The organism is Rhodococcus sp. NPDC054953 (assembly GCF_053609225.1).
In genome coordinates this window covers 53,447-65,257 of sequence record NZ_JBSGXD010000012.1, presented here as the reverse complement: position 1 = coordinate 65,257, position 11,811 = coordinate 53,447, and the positions used below count along the sequence as shown (strand labels likewise).

The window sequence follows — 11,811 nt, the reverse complement described above, 5'->3', positions numbered from 1 at the left end:
CTCAGCCGAGCAGGCGCTTGAGGCCGGTGCCGAACGGGTTCTTCGCGGTGACCGACCCAAACCGGACCCGACCGCGGACAACGAGGTGCAGCGGCCCGAACTGCGGGCCGCTGCGCACCTTGTTGGTTGCGCTGCCGCCGACCGTGTCGACGCCGTTGAGGTCGACGGTCGCCTCGACCGGAACGATCAGGTTGATCGACCCGCAGAAGCCGTCGACGGTCACGTCCACCACCTGCGACTGCATCACCGCCGACGTGAAATCGAGGGTGACGTCGGACAGCCAGTTCTCGACCCTCAGCGTCGGCGGCACATGCCAGACGCCCTTCCTGGTGACGCTCGACATCTTCGCGCGGATCACGTTCTGCGGCGGGATGACCTGCGGCGCGGCGGCCGCGTAGGCGGGCGCGGCCGGGGCGGTGGGCGCGGCCGGGGCGGTGGGCGCGGCCGCGGGTTCCTCCCCCACCGCGCGGATGCCCGGCAGGTCGTAGAGCACCGCGTTCAGCTCTCCACGGGTGCGGGCGGCGAGCGCGGTGTCCATCCGCTCGCTGAACTCCCCGAGGGACAGCATCCCCTGCCCCACCGCCCGCTGGAGCAGTTGCCCCACGTACTCGCGTTCCGCATCCGACACCCGCAGATCCCTGGCCTCCATACCGGACAGGATATGCACCGCCCCCGGTGCCCGTCAGGCCCCGGGCCGAGGTCCGGTCGCGAACGCGCGTGCGTACCGGGCGCCCGCCGCCAACAGCAGCAGTCCGACACCGATGAACGCGAGCACCCGGAACACCCCGTCGAGGGTCGCGAGGTCGAAGAGGAACAGCTTGGTCAGCGCCGCACCGGCGAGGGCGAGCCCGGAACCGAGCGCCAGGTGGGCGCGATCCGGACGGGTCAGGCCCCAACGCAGCAGGGCCGACGCCAGCACCATCCAGGCCACCGTCGCGGCGCACTGGCCCGCAACGAATCCCGGGTCGGTGCCGAGGATCGCGACCGCGCCGGTCACCACGACGGCCGTGCCCGCGTACACGATCACCACACCGCACCCGATCCACGCGGCGTCCACCCGGTCACCGCCGAGCAGGCCGAGAGATCGGGCGGTGACCGTCAGCAGGACCGCGACCACCGACAGCAACACTCCCGCGACGAGCACCGGGAACGAGCTGGTCACGCCGTCCGCGCTCACCAGCGCGGTGAGCGGCAGCTCGGCGTGGAACTGCGCCGCGCCGAGGATCCCGAACCCCGCCGCCGCGGCGAACGCGATCCGGGATCCGGCACGACCGGCGATCGTGACCAGGCCGAGCGCCAACACCAACAGCGTCACCGGCAACGCATCGTCCGGCGTTGCACCGACACTCGCCTGCAGCGTCGCCGCCGCCGCCACCGCAGCAATGGCTGCGCGGGTGTGGCCGGGCAGTCGGGGCGCGGCAACGAGGAGGGCGAGCAGTGCGGCGGCGAGGGAGCACTGCACAGCCACCTCGGGCCAGCGTGCCAGCACCCCACCGGACAACAACAGCGGAACCGTCGACGTCGGCAGCATCGCGGTCGCGGTCCCGTCACCGGCGCGGCGGTGGACCATCGACAATGCCGTGCCGACACCGACAACGGCGACCGCCACGGCAAGCGCAACGAGCGTCGACGCGGCAACCCCGCCGTGCTGGCCGATCGGATCGGAGCCGACGGCAGCGGCGGCGAACGCGGCGAGGAGGGCGAATACCACCGGAAGGGTGCGCGCCGCATGCAGATACGGCCAGTCCCTGCCGAGTTGCGGAACGAAACCGGCGATCTGCACCAGCAGCAGGAAGGCGAGCAGTGTCGGCGTCACACCGTCCGCGAGGACCGGCGCAAGGACCGCCACCGCCAGCACGACGAGCGCCGCCATCGGCTGCGAATCCCACCGCGTCGCAATGACCATGCCGCCGCAGGCGATCACCGCCGCCACCGCGAGGCCCACCGCGGGCGGCAGCCACCCGTAGTACGACGTCGCGGCGACGACGTCCAGGAATCCGCCCGCGATGCCGGTGCCGACCGCCGCGACCGCGCCGACCCGGCCGCCGCGGCGACCGGACATCCGCAGACCCGCCGCGATCAACGCCGCGGAGAACACCCCACCCGCCACCACCCGCGCGGCCGGCCCGAAATACCCGGCATGCGCGGCGAGCACCAGCAGCATCACGACACCGATCACGGTGACCGCGCCGCCCGCGACCGCCAGCACCCGACTCACCAGTCCGTCACGCTGCCACCAGGGTTCCCGCGCGGGCGCGGGTTGCGCTGCCGGCACTGCTGGCAGTGGCGGCGCCGAGTGCCACGCATGCGGGTACCCCGGCGGATGCGGGTACACCGGTTGCGCTGGTGCGGCCGGAGGCACCTGCCCCGCCGCGCCCCACGCATCCACCTGCGCCCTGAACCGGGCCAGGTCCGCTGCGACCTCGTGCATCCGCTGCCCGAGCGTGGCAAGCTCGCCGGGCAGCCGACCCATCAACTGCGGATCGATCTGGGAACCACCGTCATTGACCATGATCCGAGCATCGTCGCGTCGGCACGCCATGCGCATGAGTAGTTCCCCCCGGCCCGGCCGGGGGTTTTCCTGATGCACCCGGCGGTGCGCTCAGTCCAGTCCCCGCTCGATGGCATACCTGGTCAATTCGACCCGGTTCGCCAGCTGCAGTTTCCGGAGGGTGGCCTGAACGTGGTTCTCCACCGTCCGGTGACTCAACGAGAGCCGGGTGGCGATCTGCTTGGCGCTCAACCCCTTCGCCACCAGCCGCAGGACCTCGGTCTCCCGGTCGGTCAGCCGGGGGACGCCGGAATCGGGTCCGGCGGCGTGCGCGCTCGCCATGCGTCGATACTCCCCCAACACCAGGCCAGCCAGCCCCGGCGTGAACACGGCCTGCCCGGCCGCGGTTGCCTCGACGGCCGCGACCAATTCGGCAACGGACGCGCTCTTGACCAGGTAGCCGACGGCACCGGCCTTGACCGCATCGAGCACGTCCGCCCGCTCCGCCGACGCGGAGAGCACCAGCACCCGCGACGCGGGCGAGACCGTCAGCACCGCCGCCGTCGCCTCGGCCCCGTTGCCGTCAGGCAACTGCATGTCCATCAGCACAACCGCGGGCCGGACCGCCCCGGCGCGGCTGCGCGCGGCGTCCACCCCATCCGCGGTGGCGACCACCTCGAACCCGTGCTCGGCCAGGTCCCGCGCGACCCCGTCCCGCCAGATCGGGTGATCGTCGACCACCATCACCGTCACCGACTCCGTCACGCCAGCCCCTCCTTGCTCACCCGGATCTCCCATTCGACGCCCTCCCCCTCCGCGGTGTCCAGCGTGGCGGTCCCGCCAAGCGCAGCCACCCGGCCCCGGATCGACCGGGACACCCCCATCCGGCCCTCCGACGCCGCCACCTCGAGTCTCCCCGGCGCGATCCCGACACCGTCGTCCCGCACCGACACGATCACCTCGCCACCCAGATCTTCCAGCAGGACATACGCTTTCGCGCTCGCGCCGGCGTGCAGCTCCACATTCGACAGTGCGGTCCGCACCACCGCCGCCACCTCCTCCGCCCGCCGACGCGGCATCACCACCGGCTCGGCGGGCGCCGACACCGACACGGCGGTGCTGGATTCGACGCGCAGCAGCGCGCGCAGGTCCACCTCTGCGGCATCGCCCGCGAGGGACGGTGCCGCCTGCTCCGAGATCAGCTCCCGCAACGCCACCTCCTGCTCACCGGCCAGGGTCGCTAATTCCGCTGCCGGGCCACCGATTTCACTTCCCCGGCGGCGCACATACGCGAGCACCTGCAGCACCCCGTCGTGCACCTCCCGACCGAGCCGCTCCCGTTCCTCGGTCGCCGCGGCAAGATGGGCGGCCCGCTCCAGTTGCGCCTGCGCCCGCCGCGCCGTGTTCGCCGCCATCCCGACCGCCAGCCCCACCGACACCAGCACCGGGGCCGTCGCGTCCCGCGCCAGATCCAGGTCGAATCGTCCGCTGACCACCGCATCCGTCACCGCAACGAGCAACCCCGCGACCACCCCGACCACCGGGCCACGCAGGATCGCCGCCGAGATCACCGCATTCGTCGCCCACAGCGTCGTCGGAAGGGTCTGATGGGTGGAGTACCAGCCCGGGTCCGCCACCAGCCGCGTCGCCCCCATCACCGCGAGCACCACCACGAGATCCGCGATCACCCAGCCGCGCCGCGCGCCCGTGTCCCGCGACAGCGCGACCGCCGCCACCCCCGACCAGACAGCCATCGACGCGACCAGCACCCAGCTGAGGGTCGGGCGGGTGTACTCGGCGACCGCGGTCAGCTGATAGCCGACCGCGTATGCCAGCGTCGCCAGCCGGAACACCTGCGCCGCCCGCCACAGTGGAGCCGTCGGTCGGCTCCGCTCCGCTGCGCGCCCGGGTGGAGCCGTCGGTCGGCTCCGCTCCGCTGCGCGCCCGGGTGGAGCCGTCGGTCGGCTCTGCCCCGTCGGTCGGCTCACGGCTGCGGGTCCGGGCTGGCCGGGAACAGTGGCAGCGCCGGATCGTCGACATCCACCTCACCGGGAACCTCGATCGGGTCCCGCGCCAGCAGGGACCGGATCGCGGTGTTGAGAACGGCAACGATCGGGACGGCGAGCAGGCCCCCGACAATGCCCGCCAGCACGATGCCGGTGGTGATGGCCAGCACCACCGCCACCGGATGCAGCCGCACCGCCCGACCGAGCAGCAGCGGCTGCAGCACGTGGCCCTCAAGCTGCATGATGCCGATGATGATGCCGAGCGTGATCAGGGCCGTCACCAGCCCCTTGGTGACGAGGGCGACGAGCACCGCGACGAAGCCGGTGACGAAAGCACCGACGATCGGGATGAACGCGCCGATGAACACCAGTGACGCGAGCGGCAGCGCCAGCGGGACACCGAGGATCGCGAGTCCGGCGCCGATCCCGATGGCGTCGGCCGCCGCAACGACAACGGTCGCGCGAACGTACCCGACGAGCGAACCGAATCCCTGGCTCCCGGCGAGCCGGACCCGCGCCCGTGACCCCGTCGGCACGAGCCGGGTGACGAACTCCCAGATCTGGGCGCCGCCGTAGAGGAAGAAGACGAGCGTAAACAGCGTCAGCGCGGCACCGGTAAACAGTTCGCCGATCACCCGGCCGGTCGCGACGGCGCCGCTGGTGACGGCCTCCCGGTTGTCCTGGATCGTCTCGACGATCGAGTCGCCTGCGCGGCGGATCTGGTCCTCGGAGAAGTGGAAGGGGCCGACGGTGAGCCAGTCCTGAATCTGATGAACGGACGCGGTGAACTGGTCGGTCAGCTCGGGTAGCCCGACCACGAACTGCTCGACGACGAAGGTCATGATGCCCGCGACGATGCCGATCGCGGCGACCAGCACCACAACGACCGCCGCCCCGCGCGGCACTCCCTTGCCGTGCATCCAGTCGACCACGGGATGCAGTAGCGCGGCCGCGAGCAGCGCCAACGCGACCGGGATGACGACGGTGTCGAGTTTCGCGACGATCCAGGCGAGCGCGAGGACCCCGGCGAACAGCACCAGCAGCCGCCACGTCCACTCGGTGGCGGCGCGCAGCAGCGGGGGCACCGGGACGGCCCGCTCCGGGTCGTTCGAGGTCACCTCGGCGAGCCTACGGCGCACCGCCCCGATTCGCGGGACGAGCCGCGCGACGCGACGCGGTGGGCCCTCCGACTCTGCTGCGGTGCGGGCATCACCGCTAAATTGGTCGCTGTGCTGGCATCTTCCTATCGAGCGGTCGCGCTGACCATGCGCAGTCGTTGGCCGCTCTACATGGGGTCAATGATTCTGGCCAACTTCATCGGCGCGGTTCTGGTGCTGGCCTTCATCCGGTACGGGCTGCCGATCAGCGAATCGCAGGAGATTCTCGACGACCGGGTCCGCAATGTCGTCATTTTCGGGATCTACCTGGCGCTGGCCGGCGTGGTCAGCCTCGGCGCCGCGGCAATGATGCTGCGATCGGTGATCCGCTGGCAACTGCGCGGCGGGCCACCGACCCGCACCGAGCAGATGGCTGCGCTGCACGCTCCGCTGCGCCAGGCGATCGTGCACCTGATCCTGTGGATCATCGGCGGCGTCCTGTTCGTGATCCTCACCGTCGCGGAGATGCCGGAGCTCGCGGTCGCGGTGATCGTCACCGTGTGCATGGCCGCGACCACCACGTTCGGGTTCACCTACATGCTCGGCGAACGGATCCTGCGACCGGTCGCGGCGCGCGCGCTGTCCGAGGGCCGCTTCGACCGCACCCTCGCGCCCGGTGTCGGCACCCGGATGGCGATGACCTGGGGACTGGGCACGCTGATGCCGGTCATCGGGATCATCCTGCTGTGCGCGACACAGCTGAGCACCAATCTGCAGTTCTCGACGAACTCGCTGGCGATCGCGGTGCTGCTGCTGTCGGGCATGACGATTACGACGGCGTTCGTCCTGTCGATGCTGACCGCGAGCCAGGTGTCCGATCCGATCCGGCAGCTGCGGCGCGCGATCGAACGGGTGCAGCGCGGCGCGACCGGCGTGCAGGTCGAGGTGTTCGACGGCTCGGAAATCGGCAGGCTGCAGGTCGGGTTCAACCGGATGATGCAGGAATCGGCGGAACGCCGGGTGCTGCGGGAGCTGTTCGGTCAGCATGTCGGCGAGGACGTGGCCCGGCGGGCCCTGCAATTCGGCACCGAACTCGGCGGCGAGACCCGGTTCGTCGCGGTGCTGTTCGTGGACATGGTCGGCTCCACCGGGGCCGCGGCGGAACGCCCACCTGGCGAGGTCGTCAGCCTGCTCAACGAGTTCTTCCGCGTCGTCGTCGACGTCGTCGACCAGCACAACGGCTTCGTCAACAAGTTCATGGGCGACGCGGCGCTGGCGATCTTCGGGGCTCCGCTGGACCGGCCCGACGCGCCGACCGCTGCCCTCGCCGCCGCGCGGGAGCTCCGGTTCGCCCTGTCCGGCATCACCGGACTCGACATCGGCATCGGGGTGTCCGCCGGACTGGCGGTCGCTGGCAACATCGGCGCGTCGGAGCGGTTCGAGTACACGGTGATCGGCGATCCGGTCAACGAGGCGTCGCGGCTGACCGAGCTGGCGAAGATCCATCCCAGCCGGGTGCTGGCGTCGACGAGTGCCCTGTACTTCGCCGACGAGGAGGAACAGTCCGAGTGGGAGCTCGGCGATCAGGTGCAGTTACGGGGCCGCAATCGCGTCACCCACCTCGCGTCGCCGGTGCAGTACCCATAACCGCAGGTTCGGCGATCCGCGGCGATCCGGCACCGATTGGCTACCCTGACTGGGTGGTAACGCCGCAGCCCGACCCGAGTGGGGGTGTCCCCCGCATCAGGGAGGCGCCTCCAACCGCGCGTGCCCGCGGACGCTTCTGGTGGGTGAAGTGGGTGGCGGGAGTCGCGGTCGTGGCCCTCCTCGTCGGTGAGGGCGTCTACCTGTGGCCCCGGCTGCACGACTCCTGGCTTGCGCTGACGGAGATCCACTGGGGTTGGCTCGCGGCGTGCGTCGTCGCGCAGGCCATCTCGCTCAGCGGCTACGGCCGGGTGCAGAAACAGCTGCTGCACGCGGGCGGGGTCGACGTCGACCAACGCACGTCGGTCTCGGTCGTGTACGCGGCGACGGCGATGGCGGTCACGCTGCCCGCCGGGCAGGTGTTCTCCACCGCCTTCACCTACCGCGAGACCCGCCGCTGGGGCGCGAACCCCGTCGTCGCGTCGTGGCAGCTGGCGATTTCCGGGGTGATCGCCGGCATCGGCCTCGCGCTGATCGGGCTCGGCGGTGCGCTGCTCGTCGGCGGCTCCGTCAGCCCGGTGACGCTGGTGCTGTCCGTTGTCGGCCTGGTCGCGCTGGTCGTCGCGATCCGCTACGCGTCCGCGCATCCCGGCGCGATCGAGAAGGCGGCGACCTGGGTGCTGGTGCGGGTCAACCGGCTGCGATCGAAGCCGGCGAGCACCGGTCTGCGCACCGTCCGGGAGACCCTTACCCAGCTCGAGTCGGTGCGGCTCGGCAAGCGGGACGGGGCGATCACCGCTGGCTGGTCGGCGGTGCACCGGGTCGCCGACGTCGCCTGCCTCGGTCTCGCCTGCCTGGCGATCGGGGCGGACCCGACACTGTCCGGGGTGCTGATCGCGTTCGCGGCGGGCAAGGCGGTGGCGACGATCCCGCTGGCGCCGGGCGGCCTGGTGTTCGTGGACGCCACCCTGATCGCGACCCTGACGACCGCGGCGCGGATCAGCGCATCGGAGGCGGTCGCGGCGGCCTTCGTCTACCGCGGCGTTAGCTTCATCCTGGTCGCGATCGTCGGCTGGATCGTGTTCGCGTTCCTGTTCCGCGGCCACCAGCACGAGGACCTGGAGTTCGACGTCGAACTCGAACGCCGCGAACAGCGCGAGCGCCGACGCTCCTCCCCCGACGACGGCCCGCCAGCCCAACCCGGGTGAAGGGCACATGCACCTGGTCTGACGGGGCAAAAGGTGCCCTTCACCCTGGGTTGTGGACGGCGGTAAGCATGGCGTCGAGGTGTGCGCGGGCGGACGCGACCGCGGCCTCGGGGTCGCCGGCCACGATGGCGTCGACGATCGCGCGGTGATCGTCCGCGTCCGGTCCGGGGTCGTTGGCGCGGGTCCCGAGCAGTGTGACCATGTCGACCATCGCCTCGGTCAGTCGGGGAACGAAGGTCTCGAACAGTTCGGTCAGCACCGTGTTGTGGGCGGCGGTGACGACGGCACGATGGACCTCGATGTCGGCCTCAACGAAGGCGCGGTCGCCGAGCGGGAATGCCTCGGCACGGCGGGCGAGCGTCCCGCGCAGCGCGGCCACGTCGTCGGGGGTGGCGCGGGTCGCCGCGAGGCGGGCGGCCTCGACCTCGAGCGCATTGCGGACCTCGACCACCTCGGCGATGGCCCGGCCCCGCAGCACCGCCTCCCAGGTGACCAGGGGTGTGGTGCGTTCGACGTACACGCCCGCGCCCTGCCTGGCCCGGAGCAACCCCTGCCCGGAGAGCATCCGGAGGGCCTCGCGGATGGTGGAGCGCCCGACTCCGAGTTCGGCGGCGAGCGTGGTTTCCCCTGGCAGTTTCGCGCCGACCTCCCATTCCTGGTCGGAGATCCGGCGCAATAGTTGGGCGGCGGCCTGGTCGGCGAGCAGGTTACGGCGCAGCGGCGCGGTCACGAACGACTCCTCGGGTTGTCAGACAAGCTCTGTGCGTCTAGCGTACCGCCCGTGGCCGTTCGTGGACTGCTCCTCGTCCGCCGCGGCGGGGTCTGACCGGACCGGCTCCCCGCCGCGGGGTTCGATCGTGCCGGTCGCCCGATCCAACCCCGGAGCACCGCCATGAACTGGAATCGCCAGACCCCCTCCGCGATGCCGTCGCATCGCTACCGTCCGCACACCGACCGCGTGACCGTCACCCTCCCCGAACGGAACTGGCCCGCAGGGCAACTCACCGCAGCGCCGCTGTGGGTTCCGGTCGACCTGCGGGACGGCAACCAGGCACTCGCCGAGCCGATGGACCCCTCCCGTAAGCGTCGCCTCTTCGAGTTGCTGGTGGCGATGGGCTACAAGGAGATCGAGGTCGGCTACCCGTCCGCGAGCCAGACCGATTTCGCCTTCGTCCGGGAACTCGCCGAGCAGGATCTCGTTCCCGACGATGTCACGATCGTGGTGTTCACCGCCGCCCGTACCGACCTCATCGCCCGCACCTACGAATCGGTGCGCGGACTACCAAACGTGGTGCTGCACATGTACACCGCAACGGCACCGACCTGGCGCGAGGTCGTCCTCGGCCACGACCGAGGATCACTGCACCGGCTGATCGTCGCCGCGGCCAGCGAGGTTGCCCGCGGCGCCGACGCGCGACCCGGCGTGCGGTTCGAGTTCTCTCCGGAGGTGTTCAACCTGACCGAGCCGGACTTTGTGCTGCAGGTCTGCGACAGCCTGACCGAGCTGTGGGACGCCTGCCCGGATCGGCCGGTGATCCACAACCTCCCTGCGACCGTGGAGATCTCGACACCGAATGTATTCGCCGACCAGATCGAGTACATGCATCGCCATCTCGCCCGTCGGGAGTCGGTGATCCTGTCGGTGCACCCCCACAACGACCGCGGCACCGGCGTCGCCTGCGCCGAACTCGCGGTGCTCGCGGGAGCGCAACGGGTGGAGGGCTGCCTGTTCGGGAACGGTGAGCGCACCGGGAACGTCGATCTGGTCACGCTCGCCCTGAACCTGCACGCGCAGGGCGTCAACCCGATGATCGACCTCTCCGACATCGACGCGGTCCGACGAACAGTGGAGTACTGCACCGGAATCGGCGTTCATCCTCGACACCCCTACGGCGGCGACCTGGTGTACACCGCCTTCTCCGGGACGCACCAGGACGCGATCCGAAAGGGGGTCGCACACCACCGCGCGGCGGCGGCGACTGCCGGCGTCGACCCGGACGCGGCCCCGTGGGATGTGCCGTACCTGCCGATCGACCCACACGACGTGGGTCGCGACTACCAGGCGGTGATCCGGGTCAACAGCCAGTCCGGCAAGGGTGGTGTCGCGCACCTGCTGCAGGAACACTACGGCGTCGACCTGCCTCGCGGACTGCAGATTGACTTCGCGCGGCGGGTGCAGCACGCCACCGACGGCAGCGGTACCGAGATGACCGCCGCGCAACTCTGGCAACTGTTGCGGGACAACTACTCCCGGAGCGGGGATCTGCACTGGTGGGCGGTGGAGCATATCGAGGGCGGCGACGCGCTGCGCATCCGCGCGACGATCGACGGCCGGGACGTCGTCGGCGACGCCACCGCGTCCGGCCCGGTCGACGCGATGACCCGAATCCTCGCCGAGCACGGCACCGAGGTCGAGATCCTGACACTGACGCAGCAGTCGGTGGGCTCCGGACGCGACGCGGAGGCGGTGACGTTCGCCCACTGCCGGGTCGGCGACCGGGCCACGTGGGGCGTCGGCCTGGCCCACTCGGTGACGGCGTCGAGCCTGCGCGCCGTCCTGGCCGCGGTCGCCCGCGCCTGAGCCAACCCACCCCAGGGTGAAGGGCACCTCCGACCGGTCAGACCGGGCGAGGGTGCCCTTCACCCGGCACCTCACGACACCGAGTGTGACGGACCTCACATCAGGTTGCGGGAAGCATTCGCCCGATGGCACCGTTGACCCTGCCAGTGCTTGAACATTCAACTACTCGCCTAGGAGCTCCCATGACCACCGCCATCGCCCTGCCGACCCTCACCGCAGGCACCTGGGCCATCGACCCGGCCCACTCGACCGTCGGATTCAGCGTCCGGCACCTGATGGTCAGCAAGGTCCGCGGCACGTTCAACGACTTCACCGGCGCGATCACCGTCGCCGAGGACGGCACCCCCGCCGTCACGGCCGAGATCCAGGTCGCCTCGATCGACACCAAGAACGACCAGCGCGACGGCCACATCAAGTCCGCCGACTTCTTCGACGCCGAGCAGTTCCCGACCGCGACCTTCACCTCCACCGCGGTCCGCGCGGACGGCGACGACTACGTCCTGGTCGGCGACTTCACCCTGCGCGGCGTCACCAACCAGGTGGAACTGAAGCTGGAGTTCGGTGGCGTGAACCCGGGCATGGGCAACGGCCCGGTCGCCGGCTTCGAGGCCAGCACCGTACTCAACCGCAAGGACTTCGGCATCACCATCGACATGCCGCTCGAGGGCGGCGGCGCCGTCGTCGGCGACAAGATCACCATCACCCTGGAGATCGAGGCGGGCCTTCAGGCCTGATCGCCCCACGCACTCGCGCCCGGCGCTGCTCGTATCCCCCTCCGAGCTGC

At 70.9% G+C, this 11,811-nt stretch carries 10 protein-coding genes; 4 read left to right on the top strand and 6 right to left on the bottom strand.

Annotation, left to right across the window (positions count from 1 at the left end):
- Position 1 precedes the first annotated feature (1 nt).
- The 5 genes from ACWF62_RS10805 to ACWF62_RS10785 all read right to left on the bottom strand — a co-directional run bounded on the left by ACWF62_RS10805 (position 2) and on the right by ACWF62_RS10785 (position 5,615).
- Positions 2-649, bottom strand: coding sequence for a DUF1707 SHOCT-like domain-containing protein (locus ACWF62_RS10805; RefSeq protein WP_452630045.1), 648 nt, complete (start codon positions 647-649; stop codon positions 2-4).
- 33 nt (positions 650-682) lie between these two features.
- Positions 683-2,512: a DUF2339 domain-containing protein gene (locus ACWF62_RS10800; protein ID WP_452630043.1), complete on the bottom strand. Its 1,830-nt coding sequence runs from the start codon at positions 2,510-2,512 to the stop codon at positions 683-685.
- A 90-nt stretch (positions 2,513-2,602) separates the two neighbouring features.
- Positions 2,603-3,289, bottom strand: a complete 687-nt coding sequence (locus ACWF62_RS10795) for a response regulator (protein ID WP_378570454.1) — start codon at positions 3,287-3,289, stop codon at positions 2,603-2,605.
- Positions 3,253-4,479 carry a MacS family sensor histidine kinase gene (gene macS / locus ACWF62_RS10790; protein ID WP_378570452.1) on the bottom strand — a complete coding sequence of 409 codons (1,227 nt, stop codon included), beginning with the start codon at positions 4,477-4,479 and terminating at the stop codon, positions 3,253-3,255. The genes ACWF62_RS10795 and macS overlap by 37 nt, the downstream gene beginning before the upstream one ends.
- Complete coding sequence (locus tag ACWF62_RS10785) at positions 4,476-5,615, bottom strand: AI-2E family transporter (RefSeq protein WP_378509154.1); 1,140 nt, start codon at positions 5,613-5,615, stop codon at positions 4,476-4,478. The genes macS and ACWF62_RS10785 overlap by 4 nt, the downstream gene beginning before the upstream one ends.
- Before the next feature lie 171 nt (positions 5,616-5,786).
- Between ACWF62_RS10785 and ACWF62_RS10780 the strand changes: the two genes are divergently transcribed.
- Positions 5,787-7,241: an adenylate/guanylate cyclase domain-containing protein gene (locus ACWF62_RS10780; RefSeq protein WP_378509185.1), complete on the top strand. Its 1,455-nt coding sequence runs from the start codon at positions 5,787-5,789 to the stop codon at positions 7,239-7,241.
- A gap of 53 nt (positions 7,242-7,294) precedes the next feature.
- Complete coding sequence (locus ACWF62_RS10775) at positions 7,295-8,446, top strand: lysylphosphatidylglycerol synthase transmembrane domain-containing protein (RefSeq protein ID WP_378509155.1); 1,152 nt, start codon at positions 7,295-7,297, stop codon at positions 8,444-8,446.
- A gap of 40 nt (positions 8,447-8,486) precedes the next feature.
- Here the strand turns inward: ACWF62_RS10775 and ACWF62_RS10770 are convergent, their stop codons facing one another.
- Positions 8,487-9,176: a FadR/GntR family transcriptional regulator gene (locus ACWF62_RS10770; RefSeq protein ID WP_378509156.1), complete on the bottom strand. Its 690-nt coding sequence runs from the start codon at positions 9,174-9,176 to the stop codon at positions 8,487-8,489.
- Between the two features lie 162 nt (positions 9,177-9,338).
- Here ACWF62_RS10770 and ACWF62_RS10765 point away from each other — a divergent pair, with 162 nt between their 5' ends.
- Together ACWF62_RS10765 and ACWF62_RS10760 are read left to right on the top strand one after the other, a co-directional pair.
- Entirely contained in the window at positions 9,339-11,027 is a 1,689-nt protein-coding gene (locus tag ACWF62_RS10765) for a 2-isopropylmalate synthase (protein ID WP_452630040.1), read from the top strand.
- A 182-nt stretch (positions 11,028-11,209) separates the two neighbouring features.
- Positions 11,210-11,761 (top strand): YceI family protein, encoded by a 552-nt coding sequence (locus tag ACWF62_RS10760; RefSeq protein WP_378509158.1) that lies wholly within the window; start codon positions 11,210-11,212, stop codon positions 11,759-11,761.
- The last annotated feature ends 50 nt before the right edge of the window (positions 11,762-11,811 follow it).

Excerpts from the sequence above, each read along its gene's own strand:
- ACWF62_RS10795 (WP_378570454.1), bottom strand. The coding sequence starts at position 3,289 with ATGGGAGATCCGGGTGAGCAAGGAGGGGCTGGCGTGACGGAGTCGGTG.
- ACWF62_RS10805 (WP_452630045.1), bottom strand. The coding sequence starts at position 649 with ATGGAGGCCAGGGATCTGCGGGTGTCGGATGCGGAACGCGAGTACGTG.
- ACWF62_RS10760 (WP_378509158.1), top strand. The coding sequence starts at position 11,210 with ATGACCACCGCCATCGCCCTGCCGACCCTCACCGCAGGCACCTGGGCC.
- ACWF62_RS10780 (WP_378509185.1), top strand. The coding sequence starts at position 5,787 with ATGGGGTCAATGATTCTGGCCAACTTCATCGGCGCGGTTCTGGTGCTG.
- ACWF62_RS10800 (WP_452630043.1), bottom strand. The coding sequence starts at position 2,512 with ATGGTCAATGACGGTGGTTCCCAGATCGATCCGCAGTTGATGGGTCGG.
- ACWF62_RS10765 (WP_452630040.1), top strand. The coding sequence starts at position 9,339 with ATGAACTGGAATCGCCAGACCCCCTCCGCGATGCCGTCGCATCGCTAC.